Here is a 22,006-nt window from a genome sequence, read left to right on the forward strand (position 1 = left end):
AATTACTCTAAAGCGCCTTCGATACGGTGGAGCAGCAGTTCGTAGTGGTTGCGCGTGTCCTGGTCGCCCGTGTAGCGCTTCTGGCGCAGCAGGTCGCGGACTTTGAGCAGGCGGCCGTAGTACATGGCGTCGCGCGGCGAGAGCGATTCGGTCAGCGAGCGGAAATAGCCGAAGCCGCCGATCTCCTCGGGGTTGTTGGACGTGCCGAACAGGTCGGCCTCCAGTTGGCGCTCCATGCGCGACATCATGTCGCCGTCGCCGAGAGCCTCTGCATAGACATTGCCGGTCGAGATGTTCCAGCCGTTCGGATCGAGCTGCGGAGCGAAGCCGATGCCGCGTTCGTCGTCGGCGATGCCCTTCTCGGAGCTCTTTTTGGGCGCCAGGCGCGTAATCATCAGCAGCATGTCGACATAGGAATTCTGGTTGCTGCGGTCGCGCGGAGTGAGGCTCTTGCCCTGATAGGTGTGTCGGAAGATGCCCTTCATCGCGTCGTCGGCATGCTCGAGCTGCGTGTAGGCATTCGGGGCGGGGTCGATCATGCGGCCGAAGCTGCCCTTGTCGGCCTCGATGCAGGAGACGAGGATACGCTGTACGCGCACCGAGAGGTTGCCCTGCAGGGGCAGCTCTTTGAGCAGTGCGGGATCGTCGAGCCAGTCGAGGTCGTGGAGCTGGTCGATCAGGAACTTCTGGGCGCGGCGCTGGTAGTCGCCGTCGACGAACGAGTAGGAAGGACGCGGGTCGCCGGCCTTGCGCTCGTTCATGATCATACCGCCTTTGACATTGTAGACGTGGTTGATGTAGGTCAGGTATTGGTTGAGCAGGTATTTGTACATCGCCTCGCGGGCCGTGAGGTCGTTGTCGTCCTCGCCGTACCACTCGTTCAGGTGCTTCATGATGTATTTGAGGTTCCTGATGCCGTACTCCGAAGCGCGGACGTGGTCGTCGCCGAGGTCCTCCGACAGCGACGTGGGGTCGAGGGTGTTGAAAATCTGCTGCTTGCCGTAACGGTAGATCGGGTCGTCGGCATGCGAACGGACGAGGTTGTCGAGCCAGGGCTGCTCCTCTTCGGGGGTCTTGGCGTCGGGCAGATAGGTGTAGAGCCACTTCACGGCGTACTCGTCGTAGAGTCCCATGCGGGGAGGCATCATGCTGACGCCGCGCTCGTAGTCGCCGGGCTGTGCCACGTGGTTGAAACGGGCATAGTCCATGATCGAGTAGGTCGTGCCGTATTTCTGCGTGAACGAGGGCGAGCGGAGCGAGTCGACGGGAATGGCCGACGACGAACACATGTTGTGCATGAAGCCCAGGCAGTGTCCGACCTCGTGCGAGAGGACGTAGCGCAGGGCGCTGCCCATGATCGAGTCGGGAATGTTCATCGTGCGGACGTTGGGATCGGCGGCTGCGGTCTGCAGGAAGCGCCAGCGGTTCAGGAGCTTGATGATGTCGTGGTACACCATCACCGAAGCCGTGATGATCTCACCCGTGCGGGGGTCGTCCCACGAGGGGCCCATGGCGTTCTGGAACGCCAGCGGGGCGTAACGGATGCAGGAGTATTTCAGGTTGTCGGGATCGAATTCGGGGTCCTCCTCGACGGTGGGATAGTCGCGGACCTGGACGACGTTTTTGAAGCCGATTTTCTCGAAAGCGTCGTTCCACTGCTCGATGCCTTCGCGGGCGTAGGGCTTCCACGCTTCGGGAAGGTTCGTGTCGAGGTAGAAGACGATGGGTTTCACCGGCTCGACCAGCTCGCCGCGCTTATAAGCCTCGACATCCTTGGGCTCCACGCGCCAGTGGCGGGCGTAGTAGACGGGCAGCGTACCGCGGTTCATGTTCGACGAGAAGCGTGCCTTGCCCGTCACGAAGATATTCATGCGCGGGTCGGCGATGCGCGGACGCATCTCCTTTTCGGGGAGCAGCAGCAGCGTGCGGGTGACGAGCGCCGTGAAGGCGCGCCTGTCCTCGATCTTGCCCATCACCGGGCCGTTCGAGTAGGTTACGGTGGTGGTGTAGCTCAGGTAGCTTTTGACGGTCACGTTGTCCTCGAAGGCTTTGATGTCGCCCAGGTGGCTGTTCGACTTCTGGAACGACGTGGTGCGCGAGAAAGGCTTGTAGCCGAAGGTGCTGTAAGGGTCGAACGGCGTCAGGTCGTCGTTGTCCTCCATGAAGAGGTTCGTCACGTCGATCACCACGGCCGTCGAGTCGGCGTTGTAGGCCTCGATTTTGAAGGCGCGGTAGATGCCCGGAATCGAGGAGCGGCGCACCGCCTCGTCGATACCCTTGTCCTTGCCGTCGCCGCTGTATATGTCGTTGACCAGGCAGAGCTGCACGCTCTTGTGGCCCTCCTTGGCGAAGGTCACGTGCAGCGGGTCTTTGGCCTTGTAGCCCACTACGCCGTGGTCGTTGTTGCTGGTCTCCGAAACGGTCGATCCCAGCAGCATCTCGCGGCCGAAAATCGACATCGGCAGTTCGAAGTAGAGCTTCTCGCCGTCGACTTTATGGATGGTCACGAGCCCTTTTACGGTCTGGCACTTCTTGCCTTTGAAGAGCTTCTCGTAATCGGACGTCTTCTTTTTCGAAACGGTGTCCGTCTGTTCGGTCTTTGCTTTTTTCTTGTTCTTTCCTTTGCTTTTCGAGGGCTTGGCAGCCAGCAGGAGCGCCGGGATGAGCAGCGCACACACGAGGAATAGGCCTTTTCGTATCATACAGTTTGAATTAAGGTGTTTTTTATTGTTTCTTGTTCACGATCAGCGTTTTTTCGTCGGGCATCACCAATTCCAGGTCGGTGATGGCCTCCAGCAGGTCGATCACCTGCGCCAGCGAGAAATCGCGCGGGATTTTTCCCGTCAGCGCGTACTGCGCGGGATCGACGTTGACCTGCATCTCCACCCGGTACCAGCGGCGGATGTCGGCAAGAACCTCCTCCAGGTCGGCGTTGTAGAAGGCGATCTTGTCCTCGGTCCACGCGGTGTAGGCCGTGGGGTCTACTTCGCGTACGTCGAGCGCCTCGGCTGCGCCGCGCGTCCGGGACTGCATGCCCGGCGCGAGAGTCACCGTGCCGCTCCGGTTGCCGACCTCGACACACCCTTCCAGCAGGGTGGTGCTGGCCATGCCCTCGTCGTTGAAGTCGCGGACGTTGAATTTCGTACCGCGGACGGTCATCGTCGCCTTGTCGGCTTCGACGATGAACGGACGCTCGGGGTTGTGCGTGACGTCGAACAGTCCTTCGCCTGAAAGCTCCACGCGGCGTTCCCCGGCGGTGAATTTCACCGGATAGCGGAGCGTCGAGCGGGCGTTGAGCCATACGCGGGTGCCGTCTTCGAGGGTGATGAGGCACTTGCTCCCCTCGGGGACCGACAGCTCGTTGTAGAGCGGGACCTCCCCGGCCTGTTCGGCCACCTCGGGAGCCGCTTCGTACTTCACGCCTTCGGTGCCGTAGCTGATGCGTCCCACGCCTTCGATCTGCTTTTCGGCCTGCTCGTCGAGTTGCAGTTTGCGTCCGTCGGCGAGCGTGAGCGTCACCTTGTCGGGCGCGGGGTAAATGGCGTCGGCCAGTTGCAGCGTGCGTTCGCGCTCGTCGGGCTGCGGGTGGGTGAGGAACGCGATTCCGGCGGCTATGACGACGGCCGCGGCGATGCCCGTTGCAGCGACGGCCCAGCGGCGCAGCGTGCCGGCGGGTTTGCCGAGGCCTGCGGCGGTGCGGAACCGTCCGAATGCCCCGTGAGCGTCGAATGCGTCGTATTCCGCCATGCGGTCGGCGATGTAACCGCTGGTGGTGAGGCGTTCGCGGAGCGCCGCAAAATGCGGGTCGCGGGTCAACTCCTCGAACTCGGCCGCTTCGCTTTCGCTGAGCGTGCCGTTGAGATATCCGATGAAAAGCTCGGTCCAGTGTTCCAGTAGCTCTGAATTGTCGATCATCTGTTTATGGGTCTGTTTGCAGTAGTTCGATTAAAGAATGCGCGGGATGGAAAAAAGTATGACAGATTTTTCAAATTTTATTGGTTTGACTGGTTTTTTTACGACCTTTGCAGTATTAACAGCATTTTGCCATGAATCACTCGCCGAATATCAAACAGGTCGAAACCGTACTTAAATATATTAAGGAGCAGCTCTATTCGGGGAGCCTGCAGCCGGGCCAACGCCTGCCCGCCGAGCGGCGGCTGGCCGAAATGCTGGGGGTGGGGCGCGCCCACGTGCGCGCGGCGTTTCAGAAGTTGGAATTTTACGGCATCGTACAGACCTTTCCCCAGAGCGGGACGGTCGTGGCGCAGGAGAAGATGCAGGTGTTGGAGCGCCTGATTACCGATGCCTTGCAGATCGAGCAGTATGACTTTGCATCGCTGGTTTACGTGCGCGTGCTGCTCGAGTTGGAGGCCGTGAGGCTCTGCGCCCGCAACCGCACGCCCGAGGACCTGGAGAATATCGAACAGGCTTTGCTCGAATGCGAGGCGAAATTCTATACCGACGAACGCGTGTCGAAGGACTTTGCCTACCACCAGGCTTTGGCCCGCGGGGCCCACAATCCGGTGATCGCCTCGATGCTGCTGGTCATCACGCCCGACGTGCTGCGCTACTACCAGCGCTACCGCGTCTGCACGGTCCCGCAGGAGGAGGTCTGTTTCGAGCACCGCGAACTGCTGCGCTGCGTCCGCGAGCAGGACGAGGAGGGGGCCGTCGAGATGCTTCGCCGCCACCTGAAATCGTTGAGCGAGTTCGCCGCCACATACAACGACGAGAACCATTTTCTGGAGTAGGCTTTCCGGCCTGAAATGACAAACGGCTGTCCCTTTCGGGGCAGCCGTTTGCTGTGAAGCGTCACTTACGCACTTGGATTCTCTATCCGCAGAGCCACTTGCGTAGTATTTCGGGGGTCTCGACATCCCGGCAGCTGATTGCGGCGAGCCGTTCGCGGCCCTGGGGTGTCAGCGAGTAGTACATCTGCCGGCGGTCGTGGCAGCAAAGTTCGCGCAGCACGAGCCCTTTCGACTCCGCCGAGCGAAGCACTTTCGAGGTGTTCGACGGAGTGAGTCCCAGCAATTCTCCCAGCTGGCCCGGACAAAGGCGTTCGGCGTTCGCAAGGCTGCAGAGGACCATGCCTTCGTTCAGGCAGATGCCGTAGCGTTTTTCGAAAGCGGCTTCGAACTGGTTCACGGCACGCTGCAAATCGCGTATTTTACAGAGCTTGTCCATGCCTTTCCGCTTTGTGTACGGCCTGTCTGCCGCAGTGTTTCACGCATTTGCCGCATTCGATGCACTTTTCGGGGTCGATCACCGGCAGGGAGTTCCCTTTTTGCGAGATTGCGCCTGCAGGGCAGATCGGGATCATCGGGCATCGATGGTTCTGCGGGCATAGCAGAGGGTCGATGACCAGTGCCATTACTTGCCGAGCATTACTTTGTCGATGGCCTCTTTGAGTGATGCCTTGGGCAGTGCGCCCTGCGCCATCTGGGGTTTGCCGTTCATCGGGATGAACAACAGCGTGGGGATCGAACGGATGCCGAACGCTGCGGCGAGCTCCTGCTCCTCTTCGGTGTTGATCTTGTAGATGTAGATCTGATCTCCGTATTCGGCGGCCAGCTCCTCCAACACCGGCGCCAGCGCCTTGCAGGGGCCGCACCACGAAGCGTAAAAGTCGATCAGTGCGGGTTTGTCACCGAGGTATTTCCACTCCTCGGGATTTTTTTCATAGTCGGCGACCTTCTTCAGAAAGTCGGCTTTGGTCAATGCGATCGTTTTCATATTCTTTGCGTTTTTGTTGTTAGTCTGTGCCTGGCTTCCGGCGGCGAAGGCCAGCAGCGCGATAGCGGTTATGAGCAGTTTTTTCATCTTGTTTTTTATTGTTCTGTATCAATAACGATGCAAAGATAGGATTTATTTTCCAATAAAACAAATTTCCATTGGAAAATAATTAAAAGGGTGCGAAAAAGCCCGGCACCGGGTTCGACAAATGACATTACAGGAATTAGTAGACCGAAAATGGACGCCTCCTCACGGGTTCCGCCTTTCGCTTAAACTGCCGGCAACAATCCGTGCCGACACATCCAACAGCCCCCCCACTGGAAAAAGTCACGGTATTCCGCGACACGACCGACTCCAACCTGCAACGATGCATCAACTACGGACGCAACACGCACGATACAAGTCCAAATATTTACGACACATTTCCTCTGTGGAAAAATGCGATATTACCCAGTCATGCGCTTTTATTCCCATTTCCGTTCGCATCCGGGAATCAGCCATCAAATGCAGAATATTTTCTGCAATTCTTTCTACATTTTTCGCCTCTGCCAGTAATCCTGTTTCTCCATCCAAAACCACCTCTGGAATCCCCTCAACATTAGTTGCGACGACAGGTAACATATGATACCCGGCTTCGACAAAAATGAGTCCGAATGACTCGTATATGGAAGTCAATGCAAAAATATCATGATTCATATAAAACAACTGCACATCGTTATGCCATCCAGCCATCGTAATATTAGCTGATAATCCGTGCATTGCAATAAATTGCACACAATCTTGATACAACTCGCCTTCACCTACAATCGTAAATTGCACCTTAGGTTCTTTCCTAATGACAATTTGAGCCGCTTTTAAAAGTGTTAAAGGGTCTTTTTGAAAATCCACCCGCCCCACCGATAATATTTTCAGAGGTTCCCTATTTATACGATCTGATATAGGAACGATTGGCGGGAAAAGCGAAAAATCAACTCCATTATAAATTGTTGTGTTTTTTTTTCTGAACCATTTGAAATATCTCAGATAATATTTATTGACCAAAACAATCCGGTCACAAAACAATGAGGCAACCATTTCACATAACCAGTAAAATTGCCATCTGGGAAATTTAACAAATTTATGGAAAGCAAGTCCATGCACGGTATGAATAACACAAGGCACTTGAGCTAATGTCGCAGCAATACGTCCGATAATACCGGGTTTTGTCGAATGCGTATGTACAATATCATATCTATTACGCCGACACATCCTATATATCTCGAACAAAGCTGGCAAGTCGGACAAACAAATCGAGCGTTTCAGATTTTTCGAATAATGAACTTTCACACCGGCCCCCTCAAACGCCTGCTGACATTCTTGTCGTTTTATGCCGTCAATCTCCGTGCTGAACAAAACATGTTTTTCAAATTCATCATCCGGCAAACTCCGAAGGATATCGAGAGCAACACGCTGTGAGCCGGCCAATTGAGGCAACACTAAAATATGCAAGATTTTTTTCTGCACACCAAACACTATTTTGGGATTTTAAGAAAATACCAAAGAATCAAAGTTGAATCAATTCAGCCAACATACGCCGCGCATATACCCGGTCATATTTCATAAGTTCAGCACCGCAAGGGATTTCAGAATCGAAGAGGAGTTCGGGTGTGATTGCATCGTATGTTCGTCCCGCCAACACAAAATCATTTATAGGTGTTTTGTAGGCTATGATCCTTTTATCGGTATTGACTGCTTCGAGTAACGCCATGGGCATCATTTCAAATTTAGACAGGAACATATATATATCTGACGCAATCAAATATCGCTCAACGTCATTGACAAAACCAAGCCAGATCAGGTTATCTCCATGATACGAGCGCACAAGATCTGCTTCGGGCCCATCCCCGATCAGCAGGAACGTCATATCCTTACGCTGCTTCATGGCGTCGGCAAGTGCAATAAACTCACCGACATTCTTTCCGGGTTTGAATACTGCTGAAAATGTGACGACAGTCTGTGCAGGATCGATTGCAAGCTTCGCGCGGATGTCGTTTTTCAGGTGTGTCCACTCTTTCTCCGGATATTTATTAAGGTAAAAATTGACGATGAAATGGGTTTTAACCCGAATATAACGGGAAACCTGTTTTTCCGTCACCGGTGTAATCCGGATGAAATCGGTACACAACAGATTTATCAGAACGGCTAAAAGCCTGAATTTCCAAAGCGGATAGTTCAAATGCTGTATATAAACGATTTTTTTATGTTTCCACCCCAACGGTAACAGGCGGAACGCCAGAAGACGCAAAAGATTTACGTTCGAATGTACGAAAACAAGGTCGCTTTTACGGATCAGTCCACCGGAAAGCTTATGGCTGATTTTCACCATAGGGGAAATCATACGCTCATATTCTTCGGAGGCGGTCCGCCCCACGAACGTAGACGAAACATTCAATGTGGCCAATACCTGCGCATAATTGAATGCGACATTCTCCCCGCCCCCATGTTTGAGCGAGTTCAGCAAGTGGAGTGCTTCCATGAATTATTGTGCAGAATTTAAATAATCGGATAACTTCCCGGCCAATGCCGGCCAGGACAATTCGGCGGAAAGGTGTCGTATAGCTTCCTGTTTCCGGATATATTCTTCAGGATCGGAAATAGCTGCATGTATCGTATTCGCCAAAGATTCCGGAGTCAACTCCGGAATATAGTAGGCCGCACTGCCGAACTGCTCTTCCATCGCCCCCACCCGAGATACGACCGCCGGTTTGATATAACCCGCCGATACGGCTGCAATACCGGACTGCGTAGCTTCCAGATAGGGCATCAGCAAAAAATCGCAACGCCGGACATAATGATCGAACTCTTCAGGCGACAACCATTTATCCACGACTGTCACTTTGGAATAAACCGAAACATCTGGTCGGGAAATATTCGCTGCGAATTTCCCGGCAATGACAAGTTCGCCGATTTCGGAGAAATTCAACAGGGGAAAGGTCTGTTCCAGCAAATCGATTCCCTTGTAATAATTGATACGACCGATCATCAACAGGCAAGGTTTGTCGGAGAACCTTCGCACTTCGGCAGCGCCGGATGCATAGTTAATGACTCCATGCGGAACAATAACCGACGGACGGGAGATGCCTAACTGCCGTACAGCCATCTTTTGCACGTTACGAGACAAAAAAATATGATGCGTAGCAGCCCTCATCCCGGCGGTTATCAACAGTTGATGCAACCGATCTTCCTCGCCTGCATGCATAATCCCGTCATGTACCACATAATATGCTTTTTTTCTCCATATGCGAAATATGAAAAGAAAAACGCAGTCCCAATTGTGGGGGCCAAAGACAACGAGTCGGTCGTACCGTCGCATCAGCAGTGCGACATTCAGTTTAAGTACATACCACGGCAATACGAACAATGTCTGCCAAAGCATACTTCGCAGCCCGCCGGCAACACAGAGTTTCCTGTCCGCATTCTCATAAGGTTCCTCACTATACCGTGATATCCAAACCTCTTTCCGAACGGTGAGATATTTGATCAGATTATTGGCGTAATATACGCAGCCGCCTCCATATCCGAGATTGATACACAAAGTTTTCTGCCTCATAATCTTCTTTATTCAGGAAGTGTAAGGTTCTCACGGAATATACCCGCGCGCATTTCGTAACTTTGCACTCCCCACAACAGATTATCGTATCTCCAAAGCGGAACATTAGTTATTCCATTGATTTTCAGAAGCGCAAAAAGAAAAATAAACGACAGAAACAGCCGGCGATTGAACCGGACAATCATCACTTCATACAGGGCTGGCCACAGCACCCAATAAGAGCAGATGAACAAAAGAGCAAGGCGAAGAGCAATCACTGCGACATCGGCAAAGAAAAAATAAGATGCAAAATAAAGCATATACAAATTTATGAACAACCGGTTGGAGGCCCGCAATTCGAGCAGTTTACCGTAAAATCCGATTACGAGCAGGCAGGTCAAGGTTCGCTCGAGATAGCCGATGGACAGTCCCTTAGACACCTCACCGAACACTCCCTCCATATAACGTTCGGCCAACACCGTATACTTTCCGCCCAGCAAATCGGTAACAGTCAAAATAATAGGCCTCACGATTCCGGTCTGGGCGAAAAACAACAGGTTTCCCAAAATGAATATGGCTATCAGCATTTGTCTGGGCCAGGCCCTATGCAGAACAAAGTACAGCGGTAAATAGAGAAGGCTGGATGCATGGAAAAGCAATCCGAGCAGGTTCAGTGAAAAATAGGGCAACGGCTTTCTTTGTTCGAGATAAGGAAGCGACAGCAAAAAAAGGGTTAGTCCTCTTACATTACGCAGCAAGTCGGAAAGCCCCAATCCTTCGAATACGAAAAAAACGAGAAAGCCCAGTGCATAATAGGATACATACTTTCGCAGAAAGAAATCGAGGACCAATACGTCGATCAGCGCACTGACAAAGACAAAGAAATGGTAATTAGGAACGATGGTTTTTAAAAACGACGAATAAAACAGATAACCGGGTTCCCATACTGCATATTCTCCTGCATAATCGGCAATCTCCTCAAAAAACCGGGGCGTCTTATCAAATATATAGTAATAAGAGTACCAATCCGTTCCGATAAATCCGCGTAATCCGATAAAAAAGAGGAACAGTGCAATACACCCGTAACGCACCTTTTTCCGCATATCGTTATCCTGCCCGTAACGCAGGTCAACCAACGCCAACAGGATATAACAAAAAATAAATATCAGATACGGAAAAGAAGTCATCTGCTCAAATTACCGGAACCAATGCCGAACTCGCCGAACAATGCGCTGCAAACGCGTATCCCGCCAGCTTCCCGTCACGCAATGCACGGCGTAGTTCTCCGGGGTGTGCGTCTGTCGGGAACTGGCAAATACGCTGCTGGGATAAATAACGATATTCCCCGGCAGACGTTGCAGCTCGTTTTTATAGACAAACCCATATCCTTCCAGATGTTTCGCAGCAATCGCAGGATGGATAACATCCATGAACAGCGTACCGTCCGGTTGGATAAAATGGATAGAACCGAAAAAATCGAGAAGTTCCTTCACAAAAGGATTGCCCTTTTTCGCCCCCATCAATGCAACCAGCAACCCCATACCTGCAACATAAGTCCGGGAATCGAATGGCCGGCCGTCGGAATCAAGCTGGTATTTTCCTTGCGTTTCAAAAAAATCAGCATGATATTCAACCGCCGAGAAGAAATCGTGTTCCAAAAACCGATCGAATCCCTTGTAAACGATAACGTCGGTGTCGAAATAGATACCGCCCTCGGTATATAATGCATATAACCGGACATAATCGGAAACCAGCGACCATTTCTTTTCAGCCAGGGCTTCCCGCGTAAAAGCGATTGACTGAAGATCAAGACTGTTTTCATCCCAGCATTTGATCCGGTAATCCGGCATCACCCGGCTCCAGGTATCAATGCAGCTCTGTATCTCGGAAGGGAAAGGCTTCCCGCCGAACCAACAATAATGTATGATTTTGGGTATACACGAGTTAGCATCCATAATTATCAGAATTAATTTGTCAAACTATCTATACGCTCCAACAGTGCAACTTCATTCAGGGACACCTTTCTGGCAAAAAGTTTATCCGGAGCGTTCTTGATTTTATCCTCGATATCGGAAATATCCGCAGCCGTAAGGTCTATATCGCATGGAACAGGCATGCCGTTTTCATCCGATCGATTCCGGTTGACATACAACAGAAAATCTCCGGCCCAATCTCTTTTACCCTCAGCATCCGAAAGAATAATAGACTGCAACATACTCTCTTCCGGGAGTCCGAATGTCCGATAATAGGCCATATATTCGGGATGTTCCTCGATTTTTCGCAAAACACGCTCAGCGGTGCGGGTCGTGATCTCGAACCATGTTTCGGATGCATATAAATGCAGATCGGCAGGAAACTTACGCCTTGTAAAGAACAGGTTGCAACAATTGGCAATCATCTTCCATGAACACAGTTTCTTCAGACATCGCATATCGAAAAACCGCCATCCGGAACAAGCCACGAACCGCCACGGGAAGACAACGATTTTGAATTTGCCGACAACCGTAATCCAGTGCCACCGAGCATGGCGGTCCATGATTCTCCGGATTACAGGTTCGGTTTCCTCGAGCGGCTCGGCATGAATAAATTCCGCGGGATAACGAGCCGCGAAATAGTCATGAATATAAGCTGTCGATTTAATCGGGTAATCCTGTCCGCTGATCAGCACGCAATAACCCTCTTTCGTATCGGCCACGACGGCCCTCATCAGATTGAGTTCCGCCTGCACCATACTGATATCCCCCCATTCGACATTTATACGGGCATCGCCTGTCAGAAAGAACACATGGGGTAACCGTTTCAACGACTTCATAAACGGTTCAATATCTTTCTTACCGTCGACATGGATATAAAAATATGCCTGCGGATGTTGCAGTTTCGATACGGTTCTTGCCAATAATTCCGGCTCGTTGTAAACCGTAAACATATAATTAACGCGCATACCCGAATATTTTTTTCAGACCGTCATACAGCCCCTTCCGTTCCGCCCTGTACTGATCCCTGCCATACAAGAACGGATGTACCAGTAAATGTACGCCCCAATGCGTGACGACGGTATATAACAGTTTCACAAAAGAATGATGTCGATATGTAAAGTATAATAAATTACGATTCAGGTAATAGAGCGTAAAGGGACTTCCCACACCCGTGGATGAGCTCTCTTTGTGTTTGAGTTCGGACTGGGGAATGTAGAAAATCGGTATGCGGGCTTTATAGGTACGATACATGAAATCCGTATCGTCATAATAGACAAAATACCATTCATCCATCATTCCGACCGTCTGAAAGACATCTCTGTGTATCAATGCGAAACAGGTCGGTGCATAAACGATGCGTTTCGCCTCATCGAACTGCCCCGTATCCTTCTGCCCGAATCCGAAATGCCGGGTTCCACCCCGCCAGAAACGGTAAGTCCCACCGGCTGCCCAAATGATAGAATCGCCATCGAAGAAATATATTTTGGGCACTGCAACAGCAGCTTCGTAGTACAGCATGCCCCGCAGCAGATTATCGATTGTATCGGGAGCCAGGACAATGTCATTATTCGAAAGCAACACATACTCACAGCCATCCGCTAACGCACGGACAATTCCGATATTGTTCCCCTTTGCCACGCCCCAGTTTTCCGGTTCGGCGATAATCACCGTTTCAAATCGGACTGCGGATGCAAGGGCTCTGGCTTTCGCCAACGACCGATCCTGCGAGTGGTTGTCTATAACATACAGGGTGAAATTTTCATACGTCTGCTCGCCGAGCGACCTGAAAAAATCATCCAAGACCCGCTCCCCGTTATACAGAACGGTAACAACTCCTATTTTACCTGAGTCCATAATGTGCTGTATTATAAAAATGGAGCATGGTTTTTCCCATCAAACTCATAGGTCAGATTTGTATTTCGGACGCCGATTTGTCGCGCTGGAATACCTCCGAATAGGGTGTAAGGAGGAATATCTTTCGTTACGACAGCCCCGGCTGCGACAACAGCCCCTTCTCCGATATTCACCCCCGGCAGAATCACACAGCGGGGGCCAAGCCAGGCCCGGTCTCCAATAGTCACCATACCTTTATCCGACAATCCGAAATCGGCAGCATTATAATCATGCTGCATAGTCCATATCCAAACGCCCGTACCGAAATTCACATTCCGGCCGACACTGATTCCATTGCGTCCGTCCAAAACACACTGATCACCGATAATCGTCCCCGCCCCAATGCGAATCTTCCATGGCGCCCGAAATTCCGTTCCATAATATACGGTCGTTTCCGCGTCCATCTGCAAACACAGAATATGTCTGTAAATTAAATTACGGATATGGTGTGACGGAATCCGTGCAGTTTGATACACAACCAATCGAACCATTCCGAATAAATACCGTACTACCGACTGGCGCATATGACTATCCCTAACTTCATTGGAAGAGGGCTGCTGACTTTTAGGCAACCGCTTATGTCTTCGGACTGCACAACGGCATAACAGGCCAACACATAACAGGCACAAGCTTCTCAAAAGCCACTTGCACACGAAATAGCCGGCTACGACATATAAAAAAATCATCATTTATACAACCCTTTTCGTTTCATCTCCTCGATTGACGCCTCGTATTTATCCTCCTGTACGTCCTGACCGTTCACCCACTCCACGAATTTCGCGATACCGGCATCGAACGACCATCGGGGCTCAAAGCCCAAAATGCGGCGGGCCAACGAGATATCGGCATAATTGTGGCGGATATCGCCCAAACGATAATTCCCGGAAACCGTCACGGGCACCTCCACACCATAATATTTCTTCAACGTATTGGCTACGGTCAGGACATCGGTCGCCACACCGGTTCCAATGTTGAATGCATATCCGGATGCTCCGTCAATCTCCAATCCGAGAATCGTAGCATCGACGACATCGTCGATATAAACGAAATCACGCGTTTCACGTCCGTCCTCAAAAACATTGATGCCATTCCCGTTTTTGATCCGCGTGGAAAAAATCGACAGTATTCCCGTATAGGGATTGCTCAACGACTGTCCGGGGCCGTAAACATTCTGGTAACGGAAAGATACGGATTCCACCCCTATACTTTTACACACCAAATGCACCAGTTGGCCTTGTACCTGTTTGGTGATGCCGTATACCGAATTCGGATGTATAGCCGAATCCTCTGTCGTGCCCACCAATTTCAAAGGTTTCGTACACCCCGGATATTTCACCTCGAAATCGCCATGACGCATTGTTTCATCCGGGCGTTCGTCCGGATAAACATATCCCCCCAAATCATCGCTCCAATAACGACCTTCGCCATATATGGCACGCGATTCGGCCACGACAACGCGTTTGACCCGATGTCGAGTATTGGTAAGCAAATCGAGCAGGATGGCAGTTCCGCCGATATTTACACGAACGTATTTCTCGATTTCATACATCGATTGTCCCGTCCCGGTTTCCGCAGCAAGATGAATCACGGCATCTACGCCCTGCAATGCCCGCAGCCAATCTTCCCGCGAGGTAACGGAACCTTTGATGAAACGTACCTTATCTTTGATACCGAGATAAAGCGGAGAGGTTCTTTCGGGAGCATCGCCGTGAATCTGAGGTGAAAGATTGTCCAGCACACTCACCTCATATCCCTTGGCGACCAATTTGCATGCGACGTTAGAGCCGATAAAACCGGCTCCTCCTGTAATTAAAATGTGTTTCATTATATTAAATATCCATTATCCTATAAATGTTCCGTCCGGAGAAGTCTTCTCCCATTTACCGGTCTCAAAATTATAGCGTTTAACAATCCGTGCCGGAGCACCGGCAATGACACAATAATCCGGATAAACGCCTCCCGTAACTACAGAATTAGCTCCGACAACGCAATGTTTCCCAATCTGTGCACCCAAAATACAAACGTTCTCTCCGAGCCAAGAACCGGCTCCGATCACAACGGAACCAATTTGCTTTATAGGCTGTTGCATGATAGGGAGAGCTATATTTTCATAATCGTGAATATTATCCGATATGTAAACCCGATGGGCAGTTAGGACATGCTCCTCGATTTTGACATCTTGAACAGCTATAATATGATTATAATGGCCTATCATCGAATGAGCTCCAATTTGCAACCGACAATAGGGACTATCCGCCAATGGCCGTGCAACAATATAGCAATCCGAAAAAATGCGCACATGCCCTTCCAGACGAATATTTTCAAGTCCATCCATCCAACATGGAGAAGCAATATGGTTTCTTTTTTGGGGGGGGGAAATCAAGTTGCTCAGCATAAACCAACGTACCTTCCACCAATGTCCAATCAGTTGTATTTTAAATATCAGATAACGAATCATTTTTTATATTTTAAACAAAATTTATCAATGTCGGACAATAACTCCCAGTTGGCATTAATCCATTCTTCAGGTTTATCCCACCACCGGAACCGGAGTAGGAAATCTATCTGTTCCGGCAAAAATCTGTAGCGTATAATCCTTGCCGGGACACCGCCGACAATAGCATAAGGCGGCACATCTTTCGTCACAACTGCCCCTGCTGCGACAATAGCACCATCCCCGATAGTGACCCCATCCAGAATCATCACATGGGAGCCGATCCACACATCATTTCCGATTTCAACTACATAGTTGTCTGTTGCATATTTGTACAGATGTACACACTCTGCCGGAATCTGGCTGTGAGAATATCCTAATACTGATTCAGTATTATAATAAAACGAGGGAGAAGTGGTTACATTCACTGCAGTAGGATGGTTCCCGAAATAAGTCCGCACACGATCTGCAATGCTGCAGAACGCCCCGATTTTAGTCGCCGTCAAATTGCAACTTTCCGTAATATAGCTATGATGCCCTATATTGCAGCAAATTATAAAACTATTTTTCCCAATCATGTTATAACCACCGAACGACGTTCCTGTGATACGCGAGTTCCGTCTACAGATAACATGTAAGGTGCGGTACAAACGAACCTTCTTACAACAAGTCCCGACATGGGGGGGGGAAATTATATCCCTAAATAAGTGCAAATACTTACGGATTGATTTTATTACAATCATATACCTCGAAAATGGAGAATTCTGCGCACTAAAATTCGCATGTCATCGACCATAATATAAAGCAAGCAGAATAATAGAAAGCCGTAAATAAGCGGATACAAGATACAACTGACTATAAATTCAAAAACAGAGGATTCGGAATCGAATGACAGAATTGATAAAATATAACAGGAAACGCCCCAAGCAATAGCAGCCATCGCCAAATGGAGAGCATACATTTTATAATACCGCCAAACATTTCTTTTAAATCCCTTGGTAAAAAGAAAATATGGTTTCCATAAAAGCACAAAAACCGTCATTCCGATAAATCCTCCGCCTAAAATTCCATGTAAATCCCAGAAATATCCTCCTATTATGGACAAAATCATTATTAGACATGCCTCGGAGATGGCTGCCCAAACATCAAAAAACATGTTGTAGGCAGCTAAAAACTGTTCCGCAAGCGAACGTCCCATCCCTACAAACATCGTCAAAACAATAAACCACACAGCGGTAGAGTCCAGCAAATATGCAGAACCAACCCATATTGTAATGAACGGTGTACTCAATGTATATACACTAAAACAAAGTGTCGATATAAGTAAAAACCTGAATGAAAAGAGTTGGTTGAAAATCTGCTCAACCTGATTGGTTTCCTTCTCTACCACTAAATTCCCAATGCTCGCTCCAATCCCGTTGAATACAGCTCCGAATAATGCTCCAATCCCGCCAACTATCAACATATAATTACTATAGTAAGCCACTAATGACAAGGATGCAAAAGCATATATGACAAGCGAAGTAAGTTGACTGACCGCAAAACCATTGATCTTATGTACAAATATTTGTTTTATCTTCGTGATGATATCCGGATATTTCCGGCTCAACCGCCTGCCCAGCGAAATACTCGTTTCGAGATAGGGGTAGGTGCGACGAACCATCCAGTCAAGTGCCACTGAGGCGATTACTGCGAAGACCACCTCCAGCACCAACCACCAGACGTATCCATTGTCAAAATACTTAATAGCGAAAATCTGAAATAAGGTTTTCACCAGAATCGCAGCCTTATAGCTATACTGGATTTTATACTCCTGCTGATCAGCCGAAAGTACAATCTGTTTGTAGTTCACGAAATAACTCAACAGGGCGCTGACCAACAGCACAGCAAATGAAGCATAGGCATACCACAAAGGCAGCGGCATCTTGGCAAAGATCCAAGGGAAAAAAGCCATCAACACCGTACTGCCGGCAATCACGACCCAAGCAATACGGCGATACATCCATCCCTGCAACGACACGATCTCATTAATCGCCGTGGTATCTTTGTCGAACAACGGCTTGTACAATGTACAGGCAATGGCTGTACCGATTCCGAGTTCAGCCAGATTGAGAAACTGCAACAGGTTCGTAGCCGTGGTGTTCAGACCTAAAACCTCGGCGCCGAGATGATCGAGAAAAACCTTGCGAGAAAAGAACTGCAGGACAAGGTTGATAAAATAAAACCCCAACGCCACCGCACTGTTCTTAACGCTTTTTGCGGTTCGCGACGTAGCAACCATTGTGAATGCTTTACTCTTTTTTCAACTGTTTTACAGCATCCTTTCCAAATAATACCCATGCACACCCGACAATTCCTCCCAGACATACGAATCCGATCAGAATCAGCATCTTCGAGGGTTTGGATGCACTTACAGGCACACTGGCCGGCTGCACCACCGCATACACAGGCGTGCTCTCCTGGACTTTTGCCCGGGCCATCTGTAGCTGCCCCGCCATCTGGTTATAGATGTTGTAGGCCAGATTCATTTCGTTCTGCAAACGCTCCTGTTCGGTGCGCACGCTCCGCAGAATCACATCCTGGTTAGCATCCATGTAATGTGCATATTTCTGCTGCGCATCGTAATACTCCCGCTGTGCCTCGTCGAAGAGTTTCTGGGTGAAGGTCAGATCCCGCCGTGCCTTGTCCGTACGATATGCCGTAATATAATTTTGCAGATTCGATAATACCGTATCCGTCAGGGTCGCAGAAATCAGCGGATCCTGCATCGTCACTGAAAGCGTCACGACCGATTTCTTATCGACGATCACATTAATCCGGTTGTTCAGCATCTTCACGACGGCGTTCTCCTTACGCGTCAGCCGGAACGTATCCACCTCTCCGCGCTCCGTAGCCGGCTTATCTTCCGCAAACCACGACATCACCCATCCCACGGCCTTGAACGGCAAGGAGGTAACGGCACTCCACCACGGTCTTTTCGTATGGTTGAGCAGGTAGTCGTACACATCCGTTTCTACATCGCCCTTACAGGTTGCCACCTGTACACGGAACAACTCCGCAGCGAAGGGGACGGACGCCACCACGTCGGGATACAATCCCGGATAGACGGCATCGGCACTTCCGCTGCTACTCATATTGACACCCGCCATGCTGGCCAGGGTGCTCAACCCGCCCAAAGAATTTTTGGCCGACGACATTTCAGGCGCCAGTTTAACCGTCGTCGTATACTCTTTCGGGATACTGAATCCTACGATCAACCCGATTACGGCAGCTACACCGCAACACTTCAAGATCAATTTCCTCCCGGCCCAGGCTTTGCGTCCCAACTCCAACAAATCGATTTCGCCCTCACGTACCGGCCGCACAGGGCGTTCCGGCATATTGGTATCTTCCATTCCTTTCGATATTGAATAGTTTATAGAAACAGGCTCATGCCCCTATTTCGCCATATTCGCTATTGATGCCGCCATCGTTCCTACCGACGCGGCGGAGGTTGTCAGCCCCATGATTTCGGCAAGGCTTATCCCCTTACGGGCGCGCTTGCCGGGTATGACGATCTCACACCCGGGCTCTATCCGGGCCTTCCCCGGCCCTTTTACCCGCGACATGGTACCGTTCATATAGATGATGTAGGCTTTCCCTTTTTTCGCCCGGCTGCCGTATCCTCCGGCCTGGCTGATATAGTATTTCAATTTTTCGCCCCTGATGAACAACACCGTATTCGGCTTCATGATTTCACCCGAAATTTTCACAGTGCTGACATACTCAGGCACGACCAACCGGTCGCCCTCACGTAAAACCATATCGTAATCCGAGCCCGGATTGGCCAGCGCCTTGTCCAGTTCGATCCCCACCGTATAGCGGTCATTCATCTGCAGTTTTTCGACAGCCAGTGAGTCCGTTCCGCCGTTGCGTCTGGCCAGCTGCACCACCTCGTCCCGCACAGCGCGTTCCTCGTCGTTCATCTCCCGTATCAGGCGGCCCCCACGCACATAAGCATCGTCGGTAACCCCGCCGGCACGTTTCACCAAATCCGAAATTCGTTCGTTTTTCCGGATCAGTGTATATCCGCCGGCGAACACGACCTCGCCGTCGATGCTGACGCGCCGCTGCACCTGATAGGCAGGGCTCTTACGGACTTCGACCATATCGTAGGGCTGCAAGACGAAGCCGGGCGTCCCTTCGATTACAAAACCGTCCTTGACGGCGAAAGAAAACACTTTGCTCAACGTACTGGAGGGCTCCAGGCTCTTCGGGTCTTTCAATCGGCGCGCCACGTCGACCCTGACCGTCGAGGCCCCGTCCAACAGGCCGCCGGCCTGAATAATCAGGTCTTCCAGCGTCGTATTGTCTGCAAAAGGATATACCCCCGGGCGGGACACCAAACCTTCGATTCGGAATGCCCCTTTCTCCTCCAAATCACGGACGCTTGCAATCTCCAGCACATCATTCCGCCGCAGGGAGATATCCGGCACGGTACCGTTGATAACGCCTTTCAAATCAAAGGCAACTGTTTCTATTGACAAATCTTCGTGTTCTCGGTACAGCAGCGCGCGGGCCAAGAATGCATCTCCCTTCAATCCGTCTGCACGGTCGATGAGCTGCCTGACTGTATTCATATCCTCGCCGAGTTCGTACATACCCTCCCGGTAAACGGCTCCCCGAACCTCCACCCGGTTGGCGAAACGGTTCAGGATAGTCCCGACGGAGATAGAATCTCCGTCATCCAGTTTAAACCCGGCATAATCCGGACTGCCGACGTTGAATAAGCAGTACTCCCGGCCCGTCCGGCGCACAAGGCGCACCTCTTTCGAATAGGCATCCCCGGTAAATCCGCCCGCATAGTCTATCAACGTACCCAGCGTTTCTCCCTTCTTCATCTCATAATACATCGGACGCTTGACTTTTCCCTCGACACTCACCAGAGCCTCGTAGGGCGGTACCACAATAACGTCGCCCTCCTGCAGACGAATGTCGTCGGTCGTCTTTCCTCCGAGGATGTAACCGTACACATCCAGTCCGGCGAGCAGTTTGCCGCCGCGCATGATCTGAATATTCCGCAAGCTGCCGATATCCGTCACGCCGCCCGCCCTGTACAGGGCATGAAACACCGTCGCGAACGACGACAGGCGGTACGTGCCGGGCACTGCGACCTCGCCCATGACATTGATCTGTATCGTCCGGATCTGACCGAGTGTTATCCGCACCTGCGATTCCGGGTCGTCACCCGCAACCCCGGCGTATTTCCGGGCAAAGACCTCCCTCACTTTCTCGTTCGCCTCCCGGATGGTCAGCCCGTTCAAGTAGAGCGGCCCTATCTGAGAAACCAGGATGTTCCCTTCCGGGGATATCTGCTGACGGATATTCGCCTCATTGGCCCCCCAGATATCGATAATTACCTCGTCGCCTGGCCCCAATTTGTAATGCTCGGGAGTGGCGACATTTTCGTTCGGCTCGAAAGTCAGGTTCGTGCGGTTGAAAACATTACGCCCGAAAACGGGACGGGACGGGTTCCGGCCAGCCACGGCTGTCGGCGCCGCAGACAAGCTGTCCACCACCTCCAGAACCGCACCGTCCACCGGGCTTTTCCGCTGCCGCGACCCGACCGTCACACCGGCCATGCCGGCGTCGACGGTCTTCCCCTCTTCATACTGAACCTTGAGACGTTCCAACTGCGACTGCGTCACTCCGCGTACCACCAGTTCCCTGCCGATCTGGTTTTTATCTTTCCCGGCGCTTATACCGTTTTTTACATAGTCCACGACCTGCTGATCGCTCATCTGGGCCTGTGCCGTGCCTGCCAGCCCCAACAGCAGCAGGGATACGAATAAGAATTTATACATTATTGATCGTTTAAATTTGTCAAACCTACCGGGAATTCCACTTCCCGTTGAGAAGTTCCAGAAGGCGGGGAAATACGACGCATCCCTTTCTCGTCGTCTTTCGTCACCGGAGTCCGGCAGACGACCCACCGCAAAAAAATATAGAACAGGACGAGAAATTCGCCCCAAAGATTAAATACCTCATAACTGCGTCATTTCCAAATTCGGCTGTGTATCCCGCAGTCCCGGCAGAAAACCGTACGAGGTTCAGCGGGCGAATAACCGGGGGTTTAGCAGGAGGCTGTATGCCTGCCTGAAAAATGTCCCGGCAAAACTTTGCGGTACACAATCCGGTGTTTCCAGCTCCGCATTCCGTCCAAAAGGCGGAAGCAATGCCGCATCCACCCCCAGATAATCGATTGCAAGGGCGTTCATGTACCACAAAAGCCGGTACATTCACCCGTCGGACCGCCGTGCGCGACTCCGCAGCCATTGATAATCAACGAATCAAATGAAAGTCCCGAATGCCCTACGACCGGCTTCCGTACATATTCGCGTAATAATTCTCATACTCTCC

At 51.0% G+C, this 22,006-nt stretch carries 20 protein-coding genes; 1 reads left to right on the forward strand and 19 read right to left on the reverse strand.

From position 1 onward, the window contains the following. Window positions 1-2: 2 nt before the first annotated feature. Together BLU78_RS13260 and BLU78_RS13265 are read right to left on the reverse strand one after the other, a co-directional pair. Window positions 3-2,702, reverse strand: coding sequence for a zinc-dependent metalloprotease (locus BLU78_RS13260; protein ID WP_010266292.1), 2,700 nt, complete (start codon window positions 2,700-2,702; stop codon window positions 3-5). A gap of 22 nt (window positions 2,703-2,724) precedes the next feature. Then, window positions 2,725-3,915 (reverse strand): FecR family protein, encoded by a 1,191-nt coding sequence (locus BLU78_RS13265; protein WP_010266294.1) that lies wholly within the window; start codon window positions 3,913-3,915, stop codon window positions 2,725-2,727. A gap of 131 nt (window positions 3,916-4,046) precedes the next feature. Here BLU78_RS13265 and BLU78_RS13270 point away from each other — a divergent pair, with 131 nt between their 5' ends. Further along, window positions 4,047-4,751: a FadR/GntR family transcriptional regulator gene (locus BLU78_RS13270; protein WP_010266297.1), complete on the forward strand. Its 705-nt coding sequence runs from the start codon at window positions 4,047-4,049 to the stop codon at window positions 4,749-4,751. An 82-nt stretch (window positions 4,752-4,833) separates the two neighbouring features. On the opposite strand, the gene BLU78_RS13275 is transcribed toward BLU78_RS13270, so the two are convergent. The 17 genes from BLU78_RS13275 to BLU78_RS13360 all read right to left on the reverse strand — a co-directional run bounded on the left by BLU78_RS13275 (window position 4,834) and on the right by BLU78_RS13360 (window position 21,450). Then, window positions 4,834-5,187: a MarR family winged helix-turn-helix transcriptional regulator gene (locus tag BLU78_RS13275; RefSeq protein WP_010266299.1), complete on the reverse strand. Its 354-nt coding sequence runs from the start codon at window positions 5,185-5,187 to the stop codon at window positions 4,834-4,836. After that, window positions 5,171-5,374, reverse strand: a complete 204-nt coding sequence (locus BLU78_RS13280) for a 4Fe-4S binding protein (RefSeq protein WP_010266301.1) — start codon at window positions 5,372-5,374, stop codon at window positions 5,171-5,173. Before BLU78_RS13280 ends, BLU78_RS13275 begins: the two co-directional genes overlap by 17 nt. Continuing rightward, complete coding sequence (trxA, locus tag BLU78_RS13285; RefSeq protein WP_010266303.1) at window positions 5,374-5,823, reverse strand: thioredoxin; 450 nt, start codon at window positions 5,821-5,823, stop codon at window positions 5,374-5,376. Before trxA ends, BLU78_RS13280 begins: the two co-directional genes overlap by 1 nt. A 285-nt stretch (window positions 5,824-6,108) precedes the next feature. Next, a complete protein-coding gene (locus BLU78_RS13290; protein ID WP_044106741.1) occupies window positions 6,109-7,239 on the reverse strand; it encodes a glycosyltransferase family 4 protein in 1,131 nt (376 codons plus the stop codon). Window positions 7,240-7,279: 40 nt separating this feature from the next. After that, window positions 7,280-8,251 (reverse strand): glycosyltransferase, encoded by a 972-nt coding sequence (locus tag BLU78_RS13295; RefSeq protein WP_010266306.1) that lies wholly within the window; start codon window positions 8,249-8,251, stop codon window positions 7,280-7,282. 3 nt (window positions 8,252-8,254) lie between these two features. Beyond that, window positions 8,255-9,325 (reverse strand): glycosyltransferase family 4 protein, encoded by a 1,071-nt coding sequence (locus tag BLU78_RS13895; protein ID WP_010266308.1) that lies wholly within the window; start codon window positions 9,323-9,325, stop codon window positions 8,255-8,257. Window positions 9,326-9,333: 8 nt separating this feature from the next. Further along, window positions 9,334-10,491, reverse strand: coding sequence for an EpsG family protein (locus BLU78_RS13310; protein WP_010266310.1), 1,158 nt, complete (start codon window positions 10,489-10,491; stop codon window positions 9,334-9,336). Between the two features lie 9 nt (window positions 10,492-10,500). Continuing rightward, complete coding sequence (locus BLU78_RS13315) at window positions 10,501-11,259, reverse strand: glycosyltransferase family 32 protein (protein WP_010266312.1); 759 nt, start codon at window positions 11,257-11,259, stop codon at window positions 10,501-10,503. Window positions 11,260-11,270: 11 nt separating this feature from the next. Continuing rightward, window positions 11,271-12,245: a beta-1,6-N-acetylglucosaminyltransferase gene (locus BLU78_RS13320; protein WP_010266315.1), complete on the reverse strand. Its 975-nt coding sequence runs from the start codon at window positions 12,243-12,245 to the stop codon at window positions 11,271-11,273. Further along, entirely contained in the window at window positions 12,235-13,134 is a 900-nt protein-coding gene (locus BLU78_RS13325; RefSeq protein WP_010266317.1) for a glycosyltransferase family 2 protein, read from the reverse strand. Before BLU78_RS13325 ends, BLU78_RS13320 begins: the two co-directional genes overlap by 11 nt. 11 nt (window positions 13,135-13,145) lie before the next feature. After that, entirely contained in the window at window positions 13,146-13,664 is a 519-nt protein-coding gene (locus BLU78_RS14315) for an acyltransferase (protein ID WP_272867261.1), read from the reverse strand. A gap of 194 nt (window positions 13,665-13,858) precedes the next feature. Further along, window positions 13,859-14,998, reverse strand: coding sequence for an NAD-dependent epimerase/dehydratase family protein (locus BLU78_RS13335; protein WP_026020866.1), 1,140 nt, complete (start codon window positions 14,996-14,998; stop codon window positions 13,859-13,861). 15 nt (window positions 14,999-15,013) lie between these two features. Beyond that, window positions 15,014-15,631 carry an acyltransferase gene (locus BLU78_RS13340; RefSeq protein WP_074712134.1) on the reverse strand — a complete coding sequence of 206 codons (618 nt, stop codon included), beginning with the start codon at window positions 15,629-15,631 and terminating at the stop codon, window positions 15,014-15,016. Beyond that, window positions 15,628-16,035 carry a DapH/DapD/GlmU-related protein gene (locus BLU78_RS14320; RefSeq protein WP_272867262.1) on the reverse strand — a complete coding sequence of 136 codons (408 nt, stop codon included), beginning with the start codon at window positions 16,033-16,035 and terminating at the stop codon, window positions 15,628-15,630. Before BLU78_RS14320 ends, BLU78_RS13340 begins: the two co-directional genes overlap by 4 nt. Before the next feature lie 311 nt (window positions 16,036-16,346). Beyond that, window positions 16,347-17,888: a lipopolysaccharide biosynthesis protein gene (locus BLU78_RS13350; protein ID WP_010266331.1), complete on the reverse strand. Its 1,542-nt coding sequence runs from the start codon at window positions 17,886-17,888 to the stop codon at window positions 16,347-16,349. Between the two features lie 10 nt (window positions 17,889-17,898). Further along, window positions 17,899-19,002: a GNVR domain-containing protein gene (locus tag BLU78_RS13355; RefSeq protein WP_010266333.1), complete on the reverse strand. Its 1,104-nt coding sequence runs from the start codon at window positions 19,000-19,002 to the stop codon at window positions 17,899-17,901. 42 nt (window positions 19,003-19,044) lie between these two features. Next, window positions 19,045-21,450, reverse strand: coding sequence for an SLBB domain-containing protein (locus BLU78_RS13360; protein ID WP_074712136.1), 2,406 nt, complete (start codon window positions 21,448-21,450; stop codon window positions 19,045-19,047). Window positions 21,451-22,006: the final 556 nt, after the last annotated feature.

Source organism: Alistipes timonensis JC136 (genome assembly GCF_900107675.1).
GTDB classification, from domain to species: Bacteria; Bacteroidota; Bacteroidia; order Bacteroidales; family Rikenellaceae; genus Alistipes; species Alistipes timonensis.

Excerpts from the sequence above, each read along its gene's own strand:
- BLU78_RS13895 (WP_010266308.1), bottom strand. The coding sequence starts at position 9,325 with ATGAGGCAGAAAACTTTGTGTATCAATCTCGGATATGGAGGCGGCTGC.
- BLU78_RS13320 (WP_010266315.1), bottom strand. The coding sequence starts at position 12,245 with ATGCGCGTTAATTATATGTTTACGGTTTACAACGAGCCGGAATTATTG.
- BLU78_RS13265 (WP_010266294.1), bottom strand. The coding sequence starts at position 3,915 with ATGATCGACAATTCAGAGCTACTGGAACACTGGACCGAGCTTTTCATC.
- trxA (WP_010266303.1), bottom strand. The coding sequence starts at position 5,823 with ATGAAAAAACTGCTCATAACCGCTATCGCGCTGCTGGCCTTCGCCGCC.
- BLU78_RS13295 (WP_010266306.1), bottom strand. The coding sequence starts at position 8,251 with ATGGAAGCACTCCACTTGCTGAACTCGCTCAAACATGGGGGCGGGGAG.
- BLU78_RS13355 (WP_010266333.1), bottom strand. The coding sequence starts at position 19,002 with ATGGAAGATACCAATATGCCGGAACGCCCTGTGCGGCCGGTACGTGAG.
- BLU78_RS13270 (WP_010266297.1), top strand. The coding sequence starts at position 4,047 with ATGAATCACTCGCCGAATATCAAACAGGTCGAAACCGTACTTAAATAT.
- BLU78_RS13325 (WP_010266317.1), bottom strand. The coding sequence starts at position 13,134 with ATGGACTCAGGTAAAATAGGAGTTGTTACCGTTCTGTATAACGGGGAG.
- BLU78_RS14315 (WP_272867261.1), bottom strand. The coding sequence starts at position 13,664 with ATGGTTCGATTGGTTGTGTATCAAACTGCACGGATTCCGTCACACCAT.
- BLU78_RS13280 (WP_010266301.1), bottom strand. The coding sequence starts at position 5,374 with ATGGCACTGGTCATCGACCCTCTGCTATGCCCGCAGAACCATCGATGC.
- BLU78_RS13360 (WP_074712136.1), bottom strand. The coding sequence starts at position 21,450 with ATGTATAAATTCTTATTCGTATCCCTGCTGCTGTTGGGGCTGGCAGGC.
- BLU78_RS13315 (WP_010266312.1), bottom strand. The coding sequence starts at position 11,259 with ATGGATGCTAACTCGTGTATACCCAAAATCATACATTATTGTTGGTTC.
- BLU78_RS13310 (WP_010266310.1), bottom strand. The coding sequence starts at position 10,491 with ATGACTTCTTTTCCGTATCTGATATTTATTTTTTGTTATATCCTGTTG.
- BLU78_RS13350 (WP_010266331.1), bottom strand. The coding sequence starts at position 17,888 with ATGGTTGCTACGTCGCGAACCGCAAAAAGCGTTAAGAACAGTGCGGTG.
- BLU78_RS13275 (WP_010266299.1), bottom strand. The coding sequence starts at position 5,187 with ATGGACAAGCTCTGTAAAATACGCGATTTGCAGCGTGCCGTGAACCAG.
- BLU78_RS13335 (WP_026020866.1), bottom strand. The coding sequence starts at position 14,998 with ATGAAACACATTTTAATTACAGGAGGAGCCGGTTTTATCGGCTCTAAC.
- BLU78_RS13340 (WP_074712134.1), bottom strand. The coding sequence starts at position 15,631 with ATGATTCGTTATCTGATATTTAAAATACAACTGATTGGACATTGGTGG.
- BLU78_RS13260 (WP_010266292.1), bottom strand. The coding sequence starts at position 2,702 with ATGATACGAAAAGGCCTATTCCTCGTGTGTGCGCTGCTCATCCCGGCG.